14 protein-coding genes and 1 pseudogene are annotated in these 23,138 nt (G+C 76.4%); 12 read left to right on the top strand and 3 right to left on the bottom strand.

The window, feature by feature from the left end; all coding sequences use genetic code 11:
- Positions 1-13 precede the first annotated feature (13 nt).
- From IE326_RS17315 to IE326_RS17260, 12 genes and pseudogenes are all read left to right on the top strand, one after another.
- Positions 14-1,468 (top strand): GlnX family signal transduction membrane protein, encoded by a 1,455-nt coding sequence (locus IE326_RS17315; protein WP_190041966.1) that lies wholly within the window; start codon positions 14-16, stop codon positions 1,466-1,468.
- An 11-nt stretch (positions 1,469-1,479) separates the two neighbouring features.
- Entirely contained in the window at positions 1,480-2,505 is a 1,026-nt protein-coding gene (locus IE326_RS17310; protein ID WP_190041965.1) for a glutamate ABC transporter substrate-binding protein, read from the top strand.
- A 72-nt stretch (positions 2,506-2,577) separates the two neighbouring features.
- Entirely contained in the window at positions 2,578-3,855 is a 1,278-nt protein-coding gene (locus IE326_RS17305; protein WP_150228230.1) for a coiled-coil domain-containing protein, read from the top strand.
- Positions 3,852-6,404 carry a serine/threonine-protein kinase gene (locus tag IE326_RS17300; RefSeq protein WP_190041964.1) on the top strand — a complete coding sequence of 851 codons (2,553 nt, stop codon included), beginning with the start codon at positions 3,852-3,854 and terminating at the stop codon, positions 6,402-6,404. Before IE326_RS17305 ends, IE326_RS17300 begins: the two co-directional genes overlap by 4 nt.
- A 2-nt stretch (positions 6,405-6,406) precedes the next feature.
- Positions 6,407-7,870: a PP2C family protein-serine/threonine phosphatase gene (locus IE326_RS17295; protein ID WP_190041963.1), complete on the top strand. Its 1,464-nt coding sequence runs from the start codon at positions 6,407-6,409 to the stop codon at positions 7,868-7,870.
- A gap of 52 nt (positions 7,871-7,922) precedes the next feature.
- Complete coding sequence (locus IE326_RS17290; protein WP_190041962.1) at positions 7,923-9,248, top strand: vWA domain-containing protein; 1,326 nt, start codon at positions 7,923-7,925, stop codon at positions 9,246-9,248.
- A 1,229-nt stretch (positions 9,249-10,477) separates the two neighbouring features.
- Positions 10,478-11,356, top strand: a pseudogene (locus tag IE326_RS42030) (FHA domain-containing protein); the annotation flags it as partial.
- 65 nt (positions 11,357-11,421) lie between these two features.
- Positions 11,422-11,829 carry a globin gene (locus IE326_RS17280; protein ID WP_150228234.1) on the top strand — a complete coding sequence of 136 codons (408 nt, stop codon included), beginning with the start codon at positions 11,422-11,424 and terminating at the stop codon, positions 11,827-11,829.
- A gap of 209 nt (positions 11,830-12,038) precedes the next feature.
- On the top strand, positions 12,039-15,359 hold the full coding sequence (locus tag IE326_RS17275; RefSeq protein ID WP_190041960.1) for an FtsX-like permease family protein: 3,321 nt from the start codon (positions 12,039-12,041) through the stop codon (positions 15,357-15,359).
- Positions 15,359-18,229, top strand: coding sequence for an FtsX-like permease family protein (locus IE326_RS17270; protein WP_229915380.1), 2,871 nt, complete (start codon positions 15,359-15,361; stop codon positions 18,227-18,229). Before IE326_RS17275 ends, IE326_RS17270 begins: the two co-directional genes overlap by 1 nt.
- Positions 18,226-19,173 carry an ABC transporter ATP-binding protein gene (locus IE326_RS17265; protein WP_190041959.1) on the top strand — a complete coding sequence of 316 codons (948 nt, stop codon included), beginning with the start codon at positions 18,226-18,228 and terminating at the stop codon, positions 19,171-19,173. Before IE326_RS17270 ends, IE326_RS17265 begins: the two co-directional genes overlap by 4 nt.
- Positions 19,174-19,297: 124 nt before the next feature.
- Positions 19,298-19,900 carry a hypothetical protein gene (locus IE326_RS17260; RefSeq protein ID WP_190041958.1) on the top strand — a complete coding sequence of 201 codons (603 nt, stop codon included), beginning with the start codon at positions 19,298-19,300 and terminating at the stop codon, positions 19,898-19,900.
- Positions 19,901-19,971: 71 nt separating this feature from the next.
- On the opposite strand, the gene IE326_RS17255 is transcribed toward IE326_RS17260, so the two are convergent.
- The 3 genes from IE326_RS17255 to ettA are packed head-to-tail and all read right to left on the bottom strand — an operon-like array spanning position 19,972 to position 22,728.
- Complete coding sequence (locus IE326_RS17255; RefSeq protein WP_190041957.1) at positions 19,972-20,634, bottom strand: DUF8010 domain-containing protein; 663 nt, start codon at positions 20,632-20,634, stop codon at positions 19,972-19,974.
- Positions 20,631-21,056 (bottom strand): acyl-CoA thioesterase, encoded by a 426-nt coding sequence (locus IE326_RS17250; RefSeq protein WP_150228239.1) that lies wholly within the window; start codon positions 21,054-21,056, stop codon positions 20,631-20,633. The genes IE326_RS17255 and IE326_RS17250 overlap by 4 nt, the downstream gene beginning before the upstream one ends.
- 7 nt (positions 21,057-21,063) lie before the next feature.
- Complete coding sequence (ettA, locus tag IE326_RS17245) at positions 21,064-22,728, bottom strand: energy-dependent translational throttle protein EttA (protein ID WP_150228240.1); 1,665 nt, start codon at positions 22,726-22,728, stop codon at positions 21,064-21,066.
- Positions 22,729-23,138: the final 410 nt, after the last annotated feature.

Genomic DNA, 23,138 nt, shown 5'->3' with positions numbered 1-23,138 from the left:
AGGGGGAGGTCACGTGACACACCCGCCGAGCGCGCCCGCCGGGGCGGCGCGGGCCGGGGCGCCCGCGTCCGCGCGGCCGACGGTGCCGCCGCAGGGCTCGCGCCCGCCCGCCGCCGGCGCCCCCGGCGCCGCTCCGCCGCCCGCGCGGGGGGCCTGGGCCACCGGGCGCGAGGTGCTGCGGACCGCCGCGACGACCGAGCCGGGACGGCTGCGGATCCTCGGGGCCGTCCTCGCCCTGCTCGTCCTGGCGCTGGGCACGGTCGCCGGCCTGGAGGCCGCCGACCGCTCCGCCGCCGCCGAGGACGTCGTCGGCCGCAGCCAGCCCCTGAGCGCCGACGCCGCCGCGATCTACCGCTCCCTCGCCGACGCCGACTCGACCGCCGCGGCCGGCTTCCTCGCCGGCACGCTCGAACCGGCCGAATCCCGCGCCCGCTACGACCGGGACATCGCCACCGCCTCCCGGCTCCTGGTGAAGGCCGCGGCGAACACGGACGGCTCGGGCGAGTCCGCCCGCGAGATCACCGCCCTCAACGAACTGCTGCCGCGCTACACCGGCCTGATGGAGCGGGCCCGGGCGGCGAACCGCCAGGGGCTGCCCCTCGGCGGCGCCTATCTGCGGTACGCCAACCAGGAGATGACGACCCGGCTGCTTCCCGCCGCCGAGCGGCTGTACGCGGCGGAGACCGACCGGCTGCACCGGGACGACGCGGACGCCCGCGCCTGGCCCTACCCGGCGCTCGGCGCCGGGGTCCTCGCGCTCGGCCTCCTGGTGTGGGCGCAGCGCCGGGAGTACCGGCGGACGAACCGGGTGTTCAGCCGGGGCCTGCTCGCCGCCACCGCCGCCTCCGTGGTGGTGCTGCTGTGGCTGGCCGGGGCGCACACCGTGGCCAGGGCCGGCCTCGGCTCCGCGCAGAGCGAGGGCCAGGAGTCGCTCCAGCTCCTCACCGAGGCCCGGATCAGCTCCCTCAAGGCCCGCGCCAACGAGAACCTGACGCAGGTCGCCCGGGGCGCGGTGCTCACCGAGGACGGGAAGAACGACAAGTACGAGGCGGAGTACGAGACCGGCATGGGCGCGCTGACCGACGCGCTCGGCCGGGCCACCCGGCTCGCCGACGACGAGGCGGGCCGGGCCCCGCTGGCCGAGGCCACCGCACGGGCCGGCGAGTGGCGCGAGCGGCACGCCGCCGCGCGGGAGCTCGGCGAGGCGGGCGAGTACCGGGCGGCCCTCGACCTGATCGTCGGGCCCAAGGGCGCGGAGGAGCCGAAGGATTCGGCCGGCTGGTCCTTCGACCAGGTCGACGCGGCCCTGGAGCGGGCGCTCGCGCACGAGCAGGACGAGTTCACGCGCTCCGCGCGCGGGGCGGTGGACGCGCTCGGCGGACTGCCACTGGGCGCGGCGGCGCTGGGCGCGCTCGGCGCGCTGGCCGCGGTGCTCGGCATCAACCGAAGACTGGCGGAGTACCGGTGAGAGGGGGCGGCATGGCACACGACGAGCCGGCGGCGCGCCGGGCGGCCCGGCGGCTGCGGGGCTGGGGCGGCGTGGCCGCGATGGGCGCGGCCTGCGCGCTGACCGCCTCCCTCACCCTGCTGCCGCTGACCCACGCGGCGGCCCCCGAGGCGCCCGCCGGCCCCTTCGGCCCGGGGCCCGGCGTGGGCACCGGCGTGCAGGTCAAGGTCGACACCTGCGAGCACCCGGAGGCGTCGCTGCGGCCCTCGACGGCCGACGGCCCCGCGGTCTCCGCGATCAAGCGGCGGGGCAAGCTGATCGTCGGCGTCGACCAGTCCAGCTACCGCTGGGGCTTCCGCGACCCGGAGAGCGGCACCCTGGAGGGCTTCGACATCACCCTGGCGCGGGCCATCGCGAAGGACCTGCTGGGCAGCGAGGACGCGGTCGTCTTCCGCACCGTGCCCACCAACCAGCGGATCGCGGCCCTCGACAGCGGCAAGGTGGACCTCGTGGTCCGCACGATGACGATCAACTGCAAGCGGATCAAGCAGGTGGCGTTCTCCACCGCCTACTTCCGGGCCGGGCAGCAGGTGCTGGCGCCGAAGACCTCGCCCGTCACCGGCCACGACGCCTCCCTGAAGGGGCGCCGGGTCTGCACCGCCGAGGGCTCCACGGCCTACGAGGCGCTGGAGGAGCAGTCCTTCGGCGCGGTCTTCAGGGACGAGGGCGACGGCACCCCCGCGGACCGGAACCTGCTGACGGTGCCGAACCAGCTGGACTGCCTGGCCCGGCTCCAGATGGGCGAGGTCGACGCCGTCGTCACCGACAACGCCCTGGCGGCCGGACAGGCCGCGCAGGACCCGGCGGTGGAGCTCAAGGGGAAGCCGTTCACCGAGGAGTACTACGGGGTGGCGGCGAAGCTGGGCAACGACGACCTGGTGCGCCGGGTCAACAAGGTCCTGGAGGACTACCGCAGGGGCCCCTGGCAGGAGGCGTACGGGATCTGGCTGGAGGCGGGGCTCGGGAAGGCCGGGCCGCCCGCCCCGCTGTACAAGTAGGGACCGCCGCACGGGCGGGGACCGCCGGACGGGCACGGCCCGCCGGACGAGCAGAAGGAGATGAGGAGAGCGATGAGCGTCGCGGGACCCCCCGGTCCGGTGATGGACCGGGACGAGGTGGACCGTGCGCTTGCGCGCCTCGGCGCGGAGCACAAGGCGGTCGAGGACTCGCTCCTCGCGCTCCAGGACCACGCCGGGCGGCGGCTCCTCGAAGGCGCCGGGCTCACCGGCACCACCCGGGAGCGCTGGGCGACGGCCGAGCGGACCATCACCGTGCTCTGGACCTGCTTCGACGCGTACACGACGGCGCTGCGGGAGGCCCGGGAGGTCCGGTCGCGGCGCACGTGGCCGAAGCCGGAGGAGCTGGCCGAGCTGACCGAACGGCTGCGCGGCGAGTCGGTGCACGTGCCGGGCGGCTCCGGCGAACGGGCGCTGCTCGCCGAGCGGTTCACCCTGGACGGCCTGGTGCGCCGGATGAACGAGCTGTACGCGGCCTCGCTCGACGTGGTGGTGACGGCGGACGCGGTCTGGTCGGCGCTGCCCGCGCGGATAGACCTGCTCGCCGCCGAGCTGGGCCGGACCCGCTCGCTGGCGCACTCGGTCGGGGTGCGGCCCGGGGAGCATCCGGCGGGCGACGAGCTGGAGTCGATCACGGCCGAGCTGACGGAGCTGCGGGAGCGGGTGATCAGCGATCCGCTGGCGTTCTGGCGGCCTGCGGCGGGCAGTTCCGCGCCGGGCGGGGGACGCCCGGACACCGCGCGGTACGACCGGGCGGCGCTCGCCCTGGAGGACGTGCGGCGGGAGATCGAGGCGGTCCTCGCGGTCCGGCAGGACTCCGAGGAGCGGCTGCTCAGGCTGCGGGACGTGCTGTCCCGGGCGGACCGGACCCTCGCCGAGGCCCGGGTGGCGCGCGGCGAGGTCCTCGCGAAGATCGCCGCGTCCGAGGTGCCAGCGGTGAGCGGGCCGTCCACCGCGCTCCAGGAGCGGCTCCAGGCCGCCGCCGAGCACCGCAGGCACGCGCGGTGGCACCGGCTCTCGCCGCTGCTCGACGCGCTGGAGCGGGAGGCGGAGGAGGAGCTGCTGCGGGCCCGCGACTCGCTGACGGCGGTGACGGCGCCGCTCGCGGTGCGGGCGGAGCTGCGCGGCCGGCTGGACGCGTACCGGGCGAAGGCGGTCCGGCTCGGCGGGGCGGACGACCCCTTCCTCACGGAGCGGTACGACGCGGCGCGCCGGATGCTGTGGAGCGCGCCCTGCGACCTGCGGGCGGCGGAGCAGGCCGTCCTGCGCTACCAGCGGGCGGTGGCGGACCTGCTGTCCGGTCCGGCCCAGACGGAGGGACGACAGTGGTGAGCGGACGGACGGGGGCGGGCGGCTGCCAGCGGCCCACCTGCGGGGGCGCGTACGAGGACGTGGGCGGCGGCGAGCTGTACTGCGACACGTGCGGGCTCGCACCGGTGGTGGCGCCCAGCGGACGGCTCCAGGCCAATCCGACCGGGGTGGCGGTGCCGGGGAAGCGCGGCGGCGGGACGGGCGCGGGCTTCGGCACGCCGTCCGAGGCGGCGGCGTGGGGGCCCGACTCGGGCTCGGCGCGCAGCGCCTCGCGGCCGTCCTCGCGGGCCTCGTCCCGCTCCGCCTCCTCGCGCCGCTCGGTGTCGGGGCGGCTGTCGCGCTCGCTGTCCGGGGCGGTCACGGGCCGTTCGGTGTCGGTGCGCAGCTCCCGCTCCTCGGGCGTGCAGTCGACGCGGGGGCGGCTGGGCGCGGGGCTGGTCGCCGTCCCGGAGGTGCCGCGCCCGGACCCGCGCGCGGCGGTGATGGAGAACCCCGAGGTCCCCGAGCGGAAGCGTTTCTGCTCGCGGTCGGACTGCGGGGCGCCGGTGGGCCGCTCGCGCGGCGACCGGCCGGGCCGCACCGAGGGCTTCTGCACCTCGTGCGGGCACCCGTACTCCTTCGTCCCGAAGCTGCGCGGCGGGGACGTGGTGCACGGGCAGTACGAGGTGGCGGGCTGCCTCGCCCACGGCGGCCTCGGCTGGATCTACCTCGCCGTCGACCGGGCGGTCTCGGACCGCTGGGTGGTCCTCAAGGGCCTGCTCGACACCGGCGACCAGGACGCCATGGCGGCGGCCATCTCCGAGCGCCGCTTCCTCGCCGAGATCGAGCACTCCAACATCGTCCGCATCTACAACTTCGTCGAGCACCTCGACCCGCGCACCGGCTCCCTCGACGGCTACATCGTCATGGAGTACGTCGGCGGCAAGTCGCTCAAGGAGATCGCCAACGACCGGCGCACCCCGGAGGGCCGGCGCGACCCGCTGCCGGTCGAGCAGGCGTGCGCGTACGGCATCGGGGCGCTGGAGGCCCTCGGTCACCTGCACAGCCGCAAACTCCTCTACTGCGACTTCAAGGTGGACAACGCGATCCAGTCCGAGGACCAGCTCAAACTCATCGACATGGGCGCGGTCCGGCGGATGGACGACGCCGAGTCGGCGATCTACGGCACGGTCGGCTACCAGGCCCCCGAGGTCGCCGAGGTCGGCCCGTCCGTCGCCAGCGACCTGTACACGGTGGCCCGCACGCTCGCCGTGCTCACCTTCGACTTCCAGGGCTACACCAACGTCTTCGCCGACTCGCTGCCGGAGCCGCAGCACATCGAGGTCTTCCAGCGGTACGAGTCGTTCTACCGCTTCCTGGTGCGCGCCACCGACCCGGACCCGGCCCGCCGCTTCGCCTCCGCCGAGGAGATGGCGGAGCAGCTGACCGGCGTGCTGCGGGAGGTCGTCGCGCTCCAGTCGGGCCGGCCCCGCCCCGCGCTCTCCACCCTCTTCGGCCCGGAGGTCCGGGTCACCGACACCACGCTCTTCGCCGAGGACTCCGGCGACGTGTCGGTGCTGGGCGCCCGCCGCACCGGCCGGGCCCGGCGCACCGCGCCCCCCGCCGCGGCGGGCGTCCCGGCCGGACAGCGGCTCGACGCGCTGCTCGCCCCGCTCGACGCGGCGGCCACCGCCCTCGCGCTGCCGGTGCCCCGGGTGGACCCGGCGGACGCCAACGCCGGTTTCCTCGCCGGTCTGGCGGCCGCCGCCCCCGCCGAACTCCTCGGCGCGCTGCGGGCCGCGCCCGCCGACACCCCCGAACTGCGGCTGCGCGCCCTGCGGGCCCAGCTCGACCTGCGGGACCTGGTCTCCGCCGGGCAGACGCTCGGCGCCCTGGAGCAGTGGGAGACCGACGACTGGCGGGTGGTGTGGCACCGGGGCGTGGCCTCGCTGGTGGGCGGCGACCTGACGCACGCGGCCCTCGCCTTCGACGCGGTCTACGACGCCTTCCCCGGCGAGCCCGCGCCCAAGCTGGCGCTCGGCGTCTGCGCGGAGGTGCTGGGCCAGCTCGACAACGCCGCCGAGTACTACCACCTGGTGTGGACGACCGACCCCGGCTTCGTCAGCGCCGCCTTCGGACTCGCCCGGGTGCGGCTCGCCGCCGGGGACCGCACGGGGGCGGTCGCCGCGCTCGAATCCGTACCGGAGTCGTCCATCCACTACACGGCGGCCCGGGTCGCGGCCGTCCGGGCGCGGCTGCGGCGGCGCCCCCCGAACGAACCGCTCGGCGCCGACCTGACGGCCGCCGCCGCGCAGGTCTCGGCCCTCGGCGGCTTCGGCCTCGACCCGGTGCGCCGGGAGCGGTTGTCGGCGGAAGTGCTCGGTACCGCCCTCGACTGGGTACTCTCCGGGAGTCCCGGTGCCGCGCCGGGCGGCGGGCAGCCGCTGCTCGGGAGCGCGCTGGACGAGGGCGGGCTCCGCTCCGGCCTGGAGCGCGCCTACCGGGTGCTGGCCCGGCTCGCCCAGCGGGGCGAGGAGAGGATCGAACTGGTGGAGCGGGCCAACCGCTACCGCCCCCGGACGTGGGTGTGAGGATGTCCCAGAAGCCCCAGCCGCCGTCGCACGGACTCACCGCCTGTCCGAATCCGGAGTGCGGCGAACCCGTCGACCCGAGGGACCGCTACTGCGGGGCCTGCGGCCACGACCTGTCGGCCACGGTGGAACAGCCCGCCGGGCAGGACCGGCCGACGATGCCGATCGCCGCGCCCGTCTGGCCCGAGGCACCGCCCCGGGAGCCCGGCTCCCTGTCGACCATGACGCAGCACCCCGGCGAACTGCCGGGCACGGACTCCGGCGGCCACGCGCTGCCGGCGGCGCCGGTGCGGACGGACGGGCCGGCCGCCCCGCCCGCCGGACCCGTGGCCGCGCCGGCCGGGGAGCCCGCCGGTGGTCCGGCGGCCGGGCCGGCCGGTGGGGCCGCCGCGCCGCCGAGCGGGGAGACCGTGCGGGGCGGGGGCGACTTCGAGCTGGCCGCGCCCGATCCGCGGGCCGCCGTCCGGGTGGACCCCGCCGGAGGCCCCACCGCGGACCCCGGCGGGGACGCAGCCGCCGGAGACGTGCCCCCCGGGGACGTCCCCGAAGGGGTCTGCGTGGCCTGCCGGGCCGGGCGGGTCGACGGGGACGGCTACTGCGAGAACTGCGGACACGCCCAGCCCCGCGAACGGGACCACATGGAGCGGGAGTTCCCCACCGTCGCCGCCGTCAGCGACCGCGGCCTGCGCCACCACCGCAACGAGGACTCGTTCTCGATCCGCGAGGCCGTCCTGCCCGGCGGCCGGCCCGCCGCCGTCGCCGTCGTCTGCGACGGCGTCTCCTCCGCCCACCGTCCCGACGAGGCGTCCGCCGCCGCCGCCCGCACCGCGGGCCGGGTGCTCGGCGAGGCCCTGCCCCGCGGCACCCACCCGCAGCAGGCCATGCACGAGGCGATCGTCGCCGCCGCCGAGGCCGTCACCGCCCTGGCCCGCACCGGCGGCGACGACACCGCCCCCGACTCCCTCCACGGCGGCAACTCCCCCGCCTGCACCATCGTCGGCTCCGTCGTCGCCGACGGACTGCTCGTCGTCGGCTGGGTCGGCGACAGCCGCGCCTACTGGGTGCCCGACGACCGCACCGCGCCCGCCGCCCGGCTCACCGAGGACGACTCGTGGGCCGCCCAGATGGTCAAGGCCGGCCTCATGAACGAGGCGCAGGCGTACGCGGACGAGCGCGCCCACGCCATCACCGGCTGGCTCGGCGCCGACGCGTACGAACTGGAGCCGCACACCGCCGCGTTCAAACCGGACCGGCCCGGCGTGGTCGTGGTCTGCACCGACGGCCTGTGGAACTACGCGGAGGCCGCCGAGACCATGGCCCGCGTCCTCCCCGCCGACGCGGCGCTCCGGCCGCTGCCCGCGGCCCGGGCCCTCGTCGGCCACGCCCTCGACGGCGGCGGACACGACAACATCACGGTCGCGCTGCTGCCGTTCGTCCCGCCGCCCGCGGGGGCAGGCTCCTCCTGACCGCCCGTCACCTCCGCCGCTGCCGCCGCCACCCCAGAGGAGCCCCACCCCGATGGCGAACTTCGCCAAGCCGTCCGTGCCGCAGTTCTCGGTGGACGTCTACCAGAACGCGTACCTGCCGGACGGCGGGCGGGACGTCGACGCCGTCGTCACCGTCACCGCGACCGGCGGCGGCACCAGCGGGGCGACGGGCTTCACCGCGGGCGGCCCCGCCGGCGTGGTGATCGTGGTCGACTGCTCGGGCTCCATGAACTACCCGCCGGCCAAGATGGAAGGCGCCCGGGCCGCCACCGCCGCCGCCGTCGACACCCTCCGCGACGGCACCTCCTTCGCCGTCGTCGCCGGCACCCACGTCGCCACCCCCGTCTACCCCGGCGACGGGCGGCTCGCCGTCGCGGGCCCCCGCACCCGTGCCGAGGCCAAGCAGGCCCTCGCCCGGCTCACCCCGGACGGCGGCACCGCGATCGGCACCTGGCTGCGGCTCGCCGACGCGCTCCTCGGCGGCGAGGACCTCGCCATCCGGCACGCCGTCCTCCTCACCGACGGACGCAACGAGCACGAGAGCCCCGAGGCGCTGCGGGCCGCGCTGGACGCCTGCGCCGGCCGCTTCACCTGCGACGCGCGGGGCGTCGGCACCGACTGGGAGGTCAAGGAGGTCACCGGCATCGCCTCCGCGCTGCTCGGCTCCGCCGACATCGTCGCCGACCCCGCCGGGCTCGCCGCCGACTTCACGGCCATGATGGAGAACGTCATGGGCAAGGGCGTCGCCGACGTGGCGCTGCGGCTGTGGACCCCGGTCGGCGCGGAACTCGTCTTCGTCAAGCAGGTCGCCCCGGCCGTCGCCGACCTGACCGGCCGCCGCGCCGACACCGGACCGCGCGCCGGGGACTACCCCACCGGCTCCTGGGGCGACGAGTCCCGCGACTACCACGTGCGGGTCCGGGTCCCGGCGAACACCGTCGGCCAGGAGATGCTCGCCGCCCGCGTCTCCCTGATCCTCCCCGACCCGGCCGGCGGCGAGGCCCGGCCCGTGTCCCAAGGACTGATACGAGCCGTCTGGACCCACGACGTGGCGATGGCCACGGCCATCAACCCGCAGGTCGCCCACTACACCGGCCAGGCCGAGCTCGCCGACGCCATCCAGCAGGGCCTGGACGCCCGCAAATCGGGCGATAGGGACGGAGCGACCGCGAAACTGGGCCGCGCGGTGCAGCTCGCGGCGGCCTCCGGGAACGCGGATACCGCGAAACTCCTTTCGAAGGTGGTGGACGTGGTCGACGCGGCGGCGGGTACTGTGCGGTTGAAGGCGAAGGTCGCGGAGGCGGACGAGATGACACTCGAGACCCGTTCCACCAAGACCGTTCGCGTCAAGAGGTAGCCCGGCCACCGGGCCGGACGACGAGAGGGGGAAGCACCGACATGCCGACCTGCCCGAACGGACACCAGTCGGTCTCCGACGACTGGTGCGAGGTCTGCGGCCACCGCATGACCGGGCCGGGTGCGCCGGCGGGTGCCGTACCGCCGCCTCCCCCACCGCCCCCCGGCCCCCCGGTCCCCCCGCCCCCGGGCCCTCCCGGACCCCCGCCCGCCTACGGCCACCCGCACCCGGCCCCGGCGGGCCCGCCCCCTCCCCCGCCGGCCTACGGCTACCCGCACCCGAACCCCCCGGGCCCGGGAGGTCCCGGCGGCCCCGGCTTCCCGCCCGGTCCGGGTGCCCCCGGCTTCCCCGACGGCCCCGGGGCCCCTGGCGGCCCGGGTGCTCCGGGACGCCCCGGCTTCCCCGGCGCTCCCGGCGGAGCGAACGGCCCCGGCTTCCCCGAGCGCCCCGGTACGCCCGGCGGCCCGGGCGCGCCCGGCGGCCCCGGCGACCCCCGCTTCTCCGACAACCCGGGCGGCCCCGGCAGGCCCGGCGGCCCCGGGGGCCCGGGCTTCTCCGACGGTCCGGGCAGGCCCGGCGGAGCCGGCGGTCCTGGCTTCCCCGACGGCCCGGGAAGGCCCGGTGGTCCGGGCGGTCCTGGCTTCCCCGACGCTCCGGGCAGGGCCGACGGCCCTGGCGGCCCCGGCTTCTCCGGCGGTCCCGGCGCGCCCGACGGCCCCGGCTTCCCCCATGGTCCCGGCAGGCCCGGCGGCCCGAACAACCCCGGTTTCCCCGGTGCTCCGGGCGGCCCCGGCTTCCCTGACGGTCCCGGCCGTCCCGGTGCACCCGGCGGTCCGGGCAACTCCGGCGGTCCCGGTTTCCCCGGCGGCCAGGACGGCCCCGGCTTCCCTGGTGCGCCCGGCGCTCCGGGCGGTCCCGGCTACCCAGGCGGCCCCGGTGCGCCTGGCGGCCCCGGTGCGCCCGGGGGCCCCAACGGCCCCGGCTTCTCCGGTGGTCCCGGCGCCCAGGGCGGCCCTGGCTTCCCCGGCGCCCCTGGCGGTCCGGGCGGTCCCGGCTTCTCCGACGGTCCGGGCAGGCCCGGCGGTCCTGACGGCCCCGGTGCGCCCGGCGGTCCCAACGGCCCCGGCTTCTCCGGTGGCCCCGGTGCACCCGGCGGCCCCAACGGCCCCGGCGGTCCCGGTGGCCCCGGCGGTCCCGGCGGCCCCAATGGCCCCGGCTACCCCGGCGGTCCCGGCGCCCCCGGCAATCCCCCCTCCGCGAACAGTGCCTTCGGTGCCGGTGGGGATCCGAATGCCACCGCGCAGGCGGAGCTGTGCCCGCAGTGCCGGACGCCCCGGGAGCACATGGCGCCGTTCTGCGAGGAGTGCCGCTGGAACTTCCTGACGGGTACCGCGACCTCGTACACGCCGATCGCGCCGCCGCAGGCACAGCGTCCGCTGGGGCCGCCTCCGGTGACGCCGGCGGCGTCCGCCGCGCCCGTGGCGCCGCCCGCGCAGCCCGCACCGCCCGCGCCTCCCGCACCGCAGGACCCGTTCGGGTACCACGACTCGCGGCCCTCGCAGGTGAACCGGCCCGCGGAGCCGTTGGGGGCGGAGCCGACCCACCACCAGGCGCCGCCGCGGGCGGACGACGACTGGGTGCTGTCCCCGCCGTCGCAGGCGCAGCCTCCGCAGGCCCCGCAACCGCCGCGGCCGCAGGCCCCGCAGGGGTGGACGGCGCACATCGGGCCGGACCGGGACTACTTCATGGCGATGATGCGCCGCAGCGGTCCCGAGGCGTCGGGGCTGAACCTGCCCGCGTACGCGCCGCCGAAGCAGCTGCCGCTCCAGGGCAACCAGGTGTCGATCGGCCGGCGCCGGCACTCGACGGGCGAGGCCCCGGACATAGACCTGGCGGTGCCGCCGGAGGATCCGGGCGTCTCGCACCAGCACGCGGTGCTGGTGCAGCAGCCCGACGGCTCGTGGGCGGTGGTGGACCAGAACTCCACCAACGGCACCACGGTCAACGGCGGCGAGGAGCCGATCCAGCCGTACGTCCCCGTCCAGCTCCAGGACGGCGACCGCGTGCACGTCGGCGCCTGGACGACGATCACCGTCCGGCGGGGCTGAGCCGGGGAGGGGCCGGGGGTCCTAGACCTCCGGTCCTCGTCCGGTCCGTCTGAGACGATGGAACGGTGAACGAGATTCCCGGGGACGGCACCGTGCAGGAGCAGACCTTCTACGAGCAGGTCGGCGGCGAGGAGACCTTCCGCCGTCTCGTCCGGCGCTTCTACGAGGGCGTCGCCGGGGACCCGCTGCTCCGCCCGATGTACCCGGAGGAGGACCTCGGTCCCGCCGAGGAGCGGTTCGCGCTCTTCCTGATGCAGTACTGGGGCGGCCCCGGCACCTACAGCGAGCGCCGCGGCCATCCCCGGCTGCGGATGCGGCACGCCCCCTTCGCCGTCGACCGGGCCGCGCACGACGCCTGGCTCCGGCACATGCGGGCCGCGATCGACAGCCTGGAGCTGGCGCCGGAGCACGACGCCCAGTTGTGGCGGTACATGACGTACGCGGCGGCCTCGATGGTGAACACTCCCGGCTGAGAACCGCCCGCGACCGGTCCGGACCACTCCGTGCCACCGGATGAACACATTCCAGGAACCGATCACCGAATAACGGTCACGATCGCATCAAGGTCGGTGCGCAAGCGGTTTCCAGCGACCCATGGCCGATGAAAGCATTCCCGGAACGTTTCGAAAGTTCGACAGGCGTTCGGTGACTGCGGACGCGCGTGGAGCGGCCAGGGGGATGGGTGACGGGGTTCGTACTTCTGCGCGTCAGGGCTCACCGGCTGCTGCTGGGCGCGGCGCTGCTCGCCGTCGTCCTGACGACGACGGTGCTCGCCGCCCTCGCCGCCTTCTCCGGCTCGATCGGCGACGCGGCGCTCCAGGCACGGCTGCGTGACCGTTCGGCGGCCGCCTCCACGCTGCTCGTCTCGGGTCAGATACCGGCCGACCGGCGGGCCGCCGCCGACCGGGCGGTCACCGACAGCGCCCGGCGCGCCTTCGACGGACTGCCCGTCACCGTGCGGCGTCTGGAGAGCTCCGGGCCGTACGCGCTGCCGCGGTCGCTCCAGCCGCCCGCCGCCCGCCAGGGCGATCCGGACCTGACGCAGTTCGCCGCGCTCGACCGCGCGCGGCTCACCCTGGTGCGGGGCGCCTGGCCGTCGGCGGCGCGCACCGGCGGCGTGGTGGAGACCGCGCTGCCCGAGCAGGCGGCGAAGCGGCTGCGGACCGGCCCCGGCGCGGTCCTCGAACTCACCGACCGGCTCACCGAGAAGAAGCTGCGGGTCCGGATCACCGGCGTCTACGGGGCGACCGACCCCACCGACCCCTACTGGCTGCTCGACCCGGCCGGCGGGCGGGGCGTGCGGACGCTCTCCTTCACCACGTACGGGCCGCTGCTCGCCGACCCCTCGGTGCTCGCCTCCGGCACGCTCGCCCCGGGCGGGACCTCCTGGCTCGGCACCGCCGACTTCTCCCGGCTCCACACCGACGGGATCTCCGGTCTGCGGGCCTCCGCGACCCGGGAGCCGGAGCGGCTGCTCGCCGACACCACGACCTTCGGGACCACGCTCAACGTGACCACGGGGCTGCCGACCGCCCTGGCGCAGACCGAGCGCGCGCTCGCGGTGTCCCGTTCGACGCTCCTCGTCGTCGCCGTGCAGCTGGTGCTGCTGGCGGCCTACGCGCTGCTGCTCGTCGCCCGGCTGCTCAGCACCGAGCGGTCCGGCGAGACCGCGCTGCTGCGGGCCCGCGGTGCCTCCCGGCGCCGGATCACCGCCCTCGCCGCCGCCGAGGCGCTGCTCCTCGCGGTGCCCGCCGCGCTCCTCGCCCCGCTGCTCACCGGCCCGCTGACCCGGCTGTTCGCCTCGCGGTCCGGGCTCTCCTCGCTGGGGGTGGAGCTCGACACCTCGCCGGGCGCCACGGTCTGGCTGGTCTCCGTCGGGGTGGCACTGGCCTGCGCGGCGGCGGTCGTGGCGCCCGCGCTCGCCTCCCGCGACGGCGACGCCGTGTCCCTGCGCAAGGCGCGCGGCGGGACGCTGCCGTGGCCGGTGCGGGCGGGCGCGGACCTCGCGCTGCTGCTGGTCGCGGGCATCGCGCTCTGGCAGCTCCAGCGGCAGCCGGAGGCCGCCGCCGACGGCGGCGCCGTCGACCCGGTGCTCGTCGCCGCGCCCGCGCTGGCGCTGCTCGCCGGCACGGTCCTGACGCTGCGTCTGCTGCCGCCCGCCGCGAAGCTGGCCGAGCGGCGCGCGGCCGGCGGCCGGGGCCTGTCGGCAGCACTGGCCGGCTGGCAGTTCAGCCGCCGGCCGCTGCGCGGCGCGGGCCCGGTGCTGCTCCTGGTGCTGGCCGTGGCGATGGGCATGCTGGCGGTCGGGCAGAGCCGTTCGTGGGAGCGGTCGCAGCACGACCAGGCCGATTTCCGGGCGGGTGCCGAGGTGCGGGTGCTGGGCTTCGGTCCCGGCGACCCGGCCCGGACGGCGCGGCTCGCGGCCGTCCCCGGGGTCCGCGAGGTCGCCCCGGTCCGCCGGGAGTCCCTGGACGTCGCCGGGCACGGCGCGGCCGTGCTCGCCGTCGCCACCGACCGGCTCGGCTCCGGGCTGCTGATGCGCGAGGACCTGGCGGGCTCCTCGCCCGCCGGGCTGCTCGCCCCGCTCGCGTCCCGGGACGGCGTCCGGCCCGGCCTGCCGGTGCCGGAGGGCAGCCGCGCGCTCGTCGTGGACCTGCGGAGCCGGGCCGCGAAGGGCGTCGATCCGGGGCAGGTCACCCTCGCCCTGGAGGACGCGCACGGCGTCCCGTACCGGCTGCGGGCGGGCGTCCTGCCGCCGGACGGCCGCACCCACCGGATGACGCTCGACCTGACGGCGCTCACCACCGGCGGCGCCCGCGGCCCCGGCGGCCTGGTCCTCACGGGCATCGAGCTCTCCGCCTACTTCTCCGAGCACGTCGAGCACGCGGCGACCCTCCGGGTGGACCTGCTCGGCGTCACCGGCGCGGACGGGAAGCTGCGGACCGTCGACCCGGCGCGCACGCTGGCCGGCTGGACCGCGGACTTCGAGCAGACGCTGGAGGGCAAGACCCAGGACCCGAGGAAGCTGGTGATCAGGGAGCAGGGTCCGGCCGCGGGCGGCGGAACGCCGTACGAGGCCGCGTACTCGCTGGAGGACGTCTTCTCCAGCCCCTTCCCGCCCCCGGCGGAGAGCTACGAGGTGCGGCTGACCTCGCCGGTGGGCGAGCACGCCGAGCGGCTTCCGGCGATCGCCTCCGAGGCGTTCATGGCGGCGTCCCGGGCGAAGCGGGGCGACGTCGTGCAGCTGTCGTTCGGCGGCCGGCAGGTGTCCGCGGTGATCGTCCGGGTCGTGGAGGACCTGCCGACGACGGGGACCGAGGGCCGGCCCGGCGACGCGGAGGCCGCCTCCGGCATGCCGGACGACGGCGGCGGCGTGCTCGTCGACCTGAAGTCCGCCAACCGCGCGCTCGCGGCCGTCGACCGCCTCGCCCCCGTGGCGCCCACCGAGTGGTGGCTGACCCCCGAGCGGGGCCGGGCCGCCGCCGTCGCGAAGGAGCTGCGGGGGGCCACCGGCGAGCCCGGTGAGCTCGTCGTCCGCGACGAGATCGCCTCCGGGCTGCTCGACGACCCGCTGGGCGCGGGCCCCCACACCGCCCTGATGGCGGTGGCGGCGGCCGCGGCGGCGCTGGCCGCCGTGGGCTTCGCGGTCGGTTCGGCCGGTTCCGTACGGGAGCGGGCCGCCGAGTTCTCGATCCTGCGGGCCATCGGCGCGCCGCGCCGCCGGCTCGCCCGGCTCCTCGCGGCCGAGCAGGGCGTCCTCATCGGCGTCGGCCTGCTGGTGGGCGTCGCCCTCGGCTCGCTGCTGGCCCGGGTGGTCGTCCCCCTGGTGGTGCTGACCGGCCGGGCCACCCGGCCCGCGCCGCCGGTCCTCGTCGAACTGCCCCTCGGCGAGGTGGCCCTGCTCCTCGCCGGGGTCGCCGCCCTGCCGCTCGCGGTCGTCGCGGCCATCGCCCTGCGCCGCAACGATCCGGCGGTCACCCTGCGCCACCAGGGAGACAACTGATGTCCGACGTCCCGCGCGAGGAGTCCCGCCCGATGCAGTCCGCAGGCGCGTCCCCCGACCACCGGCCCGCGCCGGCGGCCGAGTCCGAGAAGGCGCCCGGCCGGGCCGTCGCCCCCTGGGTGCGGACCCGGCTGCGGGCCGCACCCGGCGCCGCGGCCGGTCTGGCGCTGCTGGTGTTCGTCACCGCGCTGCTCGCCGCCGCGCTGCCGCGGGTGGTCGACTCGTACGAGACGGAGGGCCTGCGGCACGCCCTGCGCACCGCCCCCGCCCACCGGGCCGTGCTGGAGATCACCGACCCGCTCCCGCCGGCCGCCTCGCGCGAGCCGGAGGGCCTGCGGGAGGAGCAGGAGGAGCTGCGGGCGCTGCTGCCGGCGCCGCTGGCCACCGACCGGGGGCAGACCGTGCACGGCATGCGGACGACGACACGGGTCGTCGGTCTCGACCCGTGGCTGCCGAAGCCGGACGGCGAACCGGTGGAGTTCTTCGCCGCCTCGGTCTCCGACCTGCCCGCGCACGCGGAGCTGCGCGGGGGCCGGATGCCCGCCGGCACGCCGAAGAAGGCGGAGGCGGCGGTGACGGCCGCGACGGCGAAGGCCCTCGGGATCGAGGTCGGCTCCGTCGTGCACGTGCCCGGCATCGGCGGCGACCCGATCGCCGTCACCGTCACCGGCGTCGTCGAGCCGCACGACCCGCAGCGGTCGTACTGGGCGGTGAGCCCGCTGCTGCGGACGCCGTCGCTGACGATGAAGCCGGACCCGATGCAGACCACGTACTACTGGGAGGCCGGTCTGCTGCTCTCCCCCGCGTCGGGGTCCGTGCTCACCTCCACCACGGGCGTCCCCGAGGTCTACTGGCGCTACCCGGTGTCCGCCGACCGCCTCGCCGCCCGGGACGGCGAGCCGCTCGCGGCCGCCCTGGACTCGCTGGCCGGCGGGCCCGTGCTCGCGGCGGTCCGCGAGGTCACCGGGCCCACCGGCCTGATCTCCACCGAGCTCGACGAGGTCGTCGCCGCACAGCTCGCGTCCCGGGCCGCGATCTCCCCCGTCGTCGCCGTCGCCGTCTTCGGCATCGGCGCGGTCGCCGTGGTGGTGGTCGCGATGACCGGCGGGCTGTTCCTCGCCCGCCGGGACGCCGAACTGACCCTGCTGCGCGCCCGCGGCGCCTCCCTGACCGGCATCGGCCTGCGGCTGCTCGGCGAGACCTCGGTGGTCGCCGGCCCGGCCGCCGCCCTCGGCCTGGTGGCGGCGGTGGCGCTGGTCCGCGGCCCGGACACCCCCGGCGCCCCGGCCCTGACCGGCTCCGCTCCGCTGCTGCCCGCCGTCCTCGCCGCCGTCCTGGTGGCGCTGGTCGCGGCCCTCGTGCTGCCGGTCCGGGCCGTGCTCCGGCACCGGGCGCCCCGGGTCCACGGGGCCCGCGAGGACATGATCGACGCCAAGACGTCCCGCCGCCGCACCGTCGTCGAGCTGACCGCGCTGGTCCTCGCGGCGGCCGCGATCGCCTCGCTGCGGCTGCGCGGCACCTCCGACTCCGGCGACCACCTGGTCAGCGCGGCGCCGGTGCTCGTCGGCGTGCTCGCCGCCTTCGCGCTCGTACGGTTCCAGCCGCTGCCGCTGCGCTGGCTGGCCCGCCCCGCCCGCCGGCTGCGCGGCGCCGTCGGCCCGCTCGCCCTCGCCCGCGCCGGACGCGCCTCGGCCACCGGGGTGCTGCCGCTGCTCGCGCTCGTCCTCGCGCTGACCACGGCCGCCTTCGGCGGCTCGGTCCTCGCCGGGGTCACCGACGCCCGCGACCGGGCGGCGATCCTGGCGACCGGCGCCGAGGCCCGGGTCGAGGGCCGCACCGAGGGCCTGCTGCTGCCGCCCGGGACGGTGGAGGCGGTGCGCGGCGCGAAGGGCGTCCGCGAGGCGCTGCCCGTGCAGATCGAGTACGGGGTGTCGCTGCCGTCGCCGGGCTCCGCCGACTCGCCGATGAGCGCCCCGCTCGTCGCCGTCGACCCCGCGGCCTACGCGAAGCTCGCGCGGCGCACCGGCAACGGCGCCTTCCCGCCCGGACTGCTCGCCACGACCGGGAAGGGCGGCCCGGAGGCCGTCGGCGACACCGACCGGGTGCTGCCCGCGCTCGCCTCGCCCTCGGTCGCCGCCCGCTTCGCCGGCCGGCCCGCACTGCTCAACACGGCGACCGGCAGCTTCCACGTGAAGGTGGTCGCGGTCCGCGACTCCACCCCGGCGGTGCGCGGCGAGGACTTCCTCGTGGTCAACGCCGCCGACGTCACCAACCGGCGGCAGACCGCCGTCCTCGTGGGCGGCGCCCCCGACGCGAAGGCGCTGCGGGCGGCCGTCGCCGGGAAGTCCGGGAAGTCCGGGGACTTCACGGTGACACTGGCCTCGGAGACCCGCGAGGCCTACGTGGACTCGCCGCTCCAGTCCGGCGCCGAGACGCTCTACGCGGCGGCGATCGGCGCGGGCGCCGCCTACGCGGTGGTCGCCGTGCTGCTGTCGCTGACGCAGAGCGGCCCCGAGCGGGCCGTGCTGCTGTCCCGGCTGCGGACGATGGGCCTGACCCGGCGGCAGGGACGGCGGCTGCTCGGCCTGGAGGCGCTGCCCCCGGCGGTCTTCGCCGCGCTGGGCGGGGCGCTCGCCGGCTGGGCGACGGTGCCGCTGCTCGCGCCGGGCATCGACCTGCGCCTGCTGGCCCTCGCCACGGCGGAGGGCGGTGCGGCGCTCGCCGGGGTGCCGCTGCGGGTCGACCCGTGGTCGCTGGTGCTGCCGGCGGTGGCCGTGGTCCTCCTGACGGGGACGGCGGCGGCCGTCCAGGCCTGGTGGACGGGCCGGAAGAGCTCGGTGAAGGAACTCAGGGCAGGAGACGCACGATGACGACGACCGCGAACACGACCCTGGAGGAGCTGGAGCGGCGCGCGAACGCGCACCGGGACCGGCCCTCGTACGGCCACGACGCGCTGATCGCCTGCGACCGCCTGGTGCGGATCTTCACCACCGACGGGGTGGAGGTGCAGGCGCTCCAGGGACTCGACCTGCTCGTCAAGGAGGGCGAGCTGATGGCCCTGGTCGGGGCGTCCGGCTCCGGCAAGTCGACCCTGATGAACATCCTGGCCGGCCTGGACGTGCCCACCGCGGGCGCGGCCCGGGTCGCGGGCTGCGACCTGCTCGCCATGACCGGCCGGGACCGGCTGCGCTACCGCCGCGAGGTCGTCGGCTTCGTCTGGCAGCAGACCGCCCGCAACCTCCTCCCCTATCTGACGGCCGCCCAGAACGTGTCGCTGCCCATGCAGTTGGCGGGCAACAAGAAGAAGCGGGCGGAGCGGGCCGAGGAACTGCTGACGATGATGGACATCGCGCACTGCCGGGACCGGCGTCCGCACCAGCTGTCCGGCGGCCAGCAGCAGCGGGTCGCCATCGCCGTCGCGCTCGCCAACGACCCGAAGGTCCTCCTCGCCGACGAGCCGACCGGCGAGCTGGACTCGGCCACCGGCGAGCAGGTCTTCGCCGCCTTCCGCCGGGCCAACGAGGAGCTGGGCACCACGATCGTGATCGTCACCCACGACCAGGCGGTCGCCACCGAGGTGCGCCGCACGGTCGCCATCCGCGACGGCCGCACCTCCTCCGAGGTGCTGCGCCGCACGGAGGTGGACGCGGAGGGCCAGGAGTCGCTGGTGGCGCGGGAGTACGCGATGCTCGACCGCGCGGGCCGGCTCCAGCTCCCGGCGGAGTACACCACGACGCTGGGGATGGAGCACCGGGTGGCGCTCGAACTGGAGCAGGACCACATCGGGGTGTGGCCCGACGACGCCGAACACTGAGGACGCGGGGGACGGACCGGGCCGGGCACGGAGTCGGGCACGGGCGACGCCGGACGCCGGCGGGGTCGGGCGCCGCGGAACCGGCCCCGGCCCCGGCCGCGTCCCCGCACCGGGGGTGGTCGGGATGGGGAAGGGTCGCGTCTTCGGACACGTCGGGGCGGTGGCCGTGCCGCTCGGCGCGGGCGTACTGCTCCACCTGTGGGGGACCTGGTCGATGCGGTCCGCGCAGGGCGTGCCGACCGCGCTCGCGGTCCTCGTCGGGCTCGTCCTCGCCGGGCTCGCGGCGGCGGCGCACGACGTGCTCTTCCGCGAGGGCGGCAGCGTCCTCGCCCTGGTGCTGCTGCTCGCGGGGCTCGGCGCGGTGTGGATCGAGGCCAGGGACGCGCGGGTGCGCCCGGAGACGGTGCGCTGCGTGGTGGTGGGGAAGGTGCGGGTCACCGACCACCCCACCTTCGGCGAGGGCGCGCCGGACGCGAAGCGGCTGTACCACCACACCCTGGACTGCCCCGGCGGCCGTCCGAAGGACTTCGCCTGGGAGGAGAGGCTCGGCGAGGCCGGAAAGCCCGTCGAGATCGCCTACGACCCGGCCGGCCGCATGGACCCCGTCCCGGCCTCCGAGAACGTCGCCCGGGGCTCGCTCGCCGTCCCGGCCGTCCTGCTGCTGCTCTCCACGGCCCTCTCGGTGGCCGCGCTGGCGGCGGAGGGGACGGAGCGGAGGGTGTGGTGACGGCGGGGCGGCGCTCGCGGGCCCGGGCGGGCGTCGCTCGCGGCGCCGGGGCCGGTGTTGCGAAGCCGGTGTTACGGGGCCGGGGTGACCGTGAGCGCGGCGGGGGCCTTGCGCAGGGCCACGGAGCCGTACGGGGTGCGCAGCCGCAGCCACGGCCCGGCGGCCAGCAGGTCGGCGGGCACGTCCCGCGGCGGCAGGAAGCCCAGCGACTGGGCGGCGTGCACGGCGCGCAGCGGCAGGCCGGTGGCACCGAGGGTGCGGGACCAGATCTCCCGGCCGACGCGGTCGCGCTCGGTGCGGGTGCGCAGCTCCTCGGGGAGCTCCCCGTCGCGGCGGCGGAACTCGGCGACGGCCGCGGCGACCGCCCCGCGCAGTTCCCCGGCCGCGGGCAGACCCGGGACGGGCCGCCAGCCGGTGCGCGGGGGGAGGACGCCGGCCCAGGGCGGGCCGGTGACCGCGTCGGGGACGACGGCCTTGCCGGACGCCTCCTCCACGCCGTCGAGGAGGGCGCCGGCGGAGACGGTGACGTCGAGGTCGACGGCGTCCTCCAGACGGGCCGTGCGGATCGCGAGGACCTCGAAGGACGGCGGCCGTCCGAAGACGGCGAGCGCGCCGCCCCCGGCCTGGAGGCGGACGGCGGCGGCGCGGTCGTAGTGCACCAGCCGGCCCAGGAAGGCGGCGAGGGCCGCCGCCTCCCTGGGGTCGGCGAAGTGCAGCGGGGCGAGCACGGTCATGCGGCGGACGTCATCCCGTCGTCGACGTACTCCTGGAGGAAGCGGCGCTCCTCCTCGGAGATGCGGCGCGGCCGCTGTGCCTCCAGGTCGAAGGGCACGACGACCGTGGACGCCCGGACGTAGGTGACGCCGGGGTCCTTGATCTCGTACGCGATCGTCAGCGACGCCGCGCCGATCTTCGTGACCCAGGACTCGATGGTCACCGGCTCGTGCCGGTGGACCAGCGGCCGCAGGTAGTCGATCTCGTGGCGGGCCACGACGGACCCCCCGGAGAAGGACGGGCTGCCGTCCCCCGGCGCCAGCCGGAACATGAAGTCGATCCGGGCCTCCTCCAGGTAACGGAGGAAGACCACGTTGTTGACGTGCCCGAAGGCGTCCATGTCCGACCAGCGGAGGGGGCAGCTGTAGAGGTGTCTCGCCACGGCCTGATCAGCCCCGGGTGAGCTTCTTGTGCGTGGCGCGGTGCGGACGGGTCGCGTCCGGGCCGAGCCGCTCGACCTTGTTCTTCTCGTAGGACTCGAAGTTGCCCTCGAACCAGAACCACTTGGAGTCGCCCTCGTAGGCCAGGATGTGCGTGGCCACCCGGTCGAGGAACCAGCGGTCGTGGGAGACGACCACGGCGCAGCCGGGGAAGTCGAGGAGCGCGTTCTCCAGCGAGGAGAGGGTCTCGACGTCGAGGTCGTTGGTGGGCTCGTCGAGGAGCAGCAGGTTGCCGCCCTGCTTGAGGGTGAGCGCGAGGTTGAGGCGGTTGCGCTCACCGCCGGAGAGCACGCCGGCCGGCTTCTGCTGGTCCGGGCCCTTGAAGCCGAACGCGGAGACGTAGGCGCGGGACGGCATCTCGACCTGGCCGACGTTGATGTAGTCCAGCTCGTCGGAGACGACGGCCCACAGCGTCTTCTTGGGGTCGATGTTGGCGCGGCCCTGGTCGACGTAGGAGATCTTGACCGTCTCGCCGATCTTGATCTCGCCGGCGTCGGGGGTCTCCAGGCCCTGGATCATCTTGAACAGCGTGGTCTTGCCGGCGCCGTTCGGGCCGATGATGCCGACGATGCCGTTGCGGGGCAGGGTGAAGGAGAGGTCGTCGATGAGGACCTTCTCGCCGAACGCCTTCGAGAGGTTGTTGACCTCGACGACGACGGAGCCCAGGCGCGGGCCCGGCGGGATCTGGATCTCCTCGAAGTCCAGCTTCCGCATCTTGTCGGCCTCGGCGGCCATCTCCTCGTAGCGCGCGAGACGCGCCTTGGACTTGGCCTGACGCCCCTTGGCGTTGGACCGCACCCACTCCAGCTCTTCCTTGAGGCGCTTGGCGCGCTTCTCGTCCTTCTTGCCCTCCACCTTGAGGCGCTCGGCCTTCTTCTGGAGGTAGGTCGAGTAGTTGCCCTCGTACGGGATGGCGCGGCCGCGGTCGAGCTCCAGGATCCACTCGGCCACGTTGTCGAGGAAGTACCGGTCGTGGGTGATGGCCACGACGGTGCCCTTGTACTTGGCGAGGTGCTGCTCCAGCCAGTTCACCGACTCGGCGTCGAGGTGGTTGGTGGGCTCGTCGAGGAGCAGCAGGTCGGGGGCCTCCAGGAGGAGCTTGCAGAGCGCCACGCGGCGCTTCTCGCCACCGGAGAGGTTGTTGACCGGCCAGTCGCCGGGCGGGCAGCCCAGGGCGTCCATGGCCTGCTCCAGCTGGGTGTCCAGGTCCCACGCCTCGGCGTGGTCCAGGTCCTCCTGGAGCTTGCCCATCTCGTCCATGAGCTCGTCCGTGTAGTTCGTGGCCATCTCCTCGGCGATGGCGTTGAACCGGTCGAGCTTGCCCTTGATCTCCGCGACGCCGTCCTCGACGTTCTCCAGGACGGTCTTGGACTCGTCGAGCTTCGGCTCCTGCATGAGGATGCCGACCGAGTAGCCCGGGGAGAGGAAGGCGTCGCCGTTGGACGGCTGCTCCAGCCCGGCCATGATCTTCAGAACGGTGGACTTACCGGCACCGTTCGGGCCGACCACACCGATCTTCGCACCCGGCAGGAAGCTCAGCGTCACGTCATCGAGGATGACCTTGTCGCCGTGCGCCTTGCGCGTCTTGCGCATCGTGTAGATGTACTCAGCCAAGAGAAACCGTCCGGCAAAGAGTGAGTGGGCAGATACACCCATCTTGCCGCACCTCCGCCCCCAGGCGGAAACCAGTACCTCGGGGCCGGGTCGGGAACGGGCCGGGGGGACGGGCGGGGCGACGGACCGAGGGAACGGGCCAGGGGGGACGGGCCGGGGAGCGGGGCCGGGGGGCGGGGCCGGGAGAGGCCGAGGCGGCGGGGCAGGGTGGCGGGCCGGCATCGTGGGCCGGGGACCGTCGGGGGCGGCGGGCCGGGACGGCGGCGGGCGACCGGCGGCCGGCGGCCGGCGGCCGGGAGGAGCCGGGGCGGGTCGACGCGGGGTTTCCGGCGTGCGGACGTGCGACGGCCCCGGACGCGGGTGCGTCCGGGGCCGTCCGTCACGGGGCGTTCTCACCCCCGTGACGTCAT

Origin of the sequence: Streptomyces filamentosus (assembly GCF_014654895.1) — a bacterium.
In the GTDB taxonomy this organism is placed as follows: Bacteria; Actinomycetota; Actinomycetes; order Streptomycetales; family Streptomycetaceae; genus Streptomyces; species Streptomyces filamentosus.
Note: the sequence above shows the minus strand (reverse complement) of the source record. Positions and strands in the feature narration are given on the sequence as shown.

Coding starts and splice junctions, on each gene's coding strand:
- IE326_RS17310 (WP_190041965.1), top strand. CDS start 1,480: ATGGCACACGACGAGCCGGCGGCGCGCCGGGCGGCCCGGCGGCTGCGG.
- IE326_RS17305 (WP_150228230.1), top strand. CDS start 2,578: ATGAGCGTCGCGGGACCCCCCGGTCCGGTGATGGACCGGGACGAGGTG.
- IE326_RS17295 (WP_190041963.1), top strand. CDS start 6,407: ATGTCCCAGAAGCCCCAGCCGCCGTCGCACGGACTCACCGCCTGTCCG.
- IE326_RS17290 (WP_190041962.1), top strand. CDS start 7,923: ATGGCGAACTTCGCCAAGCCGTCCGTGCCGCAGTTCTCGGTGGACGTC.
- IE326_RS17270 (WP_229915380.1), top strand. CDS start 15,359: ATGTCCGACGTCCCGCGCGAGGAGTCCCGCCCGATGCAGTCCGCAGGC.
- IE326_RS17265 (WP_190041959.1), top strand. CDS start 18,226: ATGACGACGACCGCGAACACGACCCTGGAGGAGCTGGAGCGGCGCGCG.
- IE326_RS17260 (WP_190041958.1), top strand. CDS start 19,298: ATGGGGAAGGGTCGCGTCTTCGGACACGTCGGGGCGGTGGCCGTGCCG.
- IE326_RS17255 (WP_190041957.1), bottom strand. CDS start 20,634: ATGACCGTGCTCGCCCCGCTGCACTTCGCCGACCCCAGGGAGGCGGCG.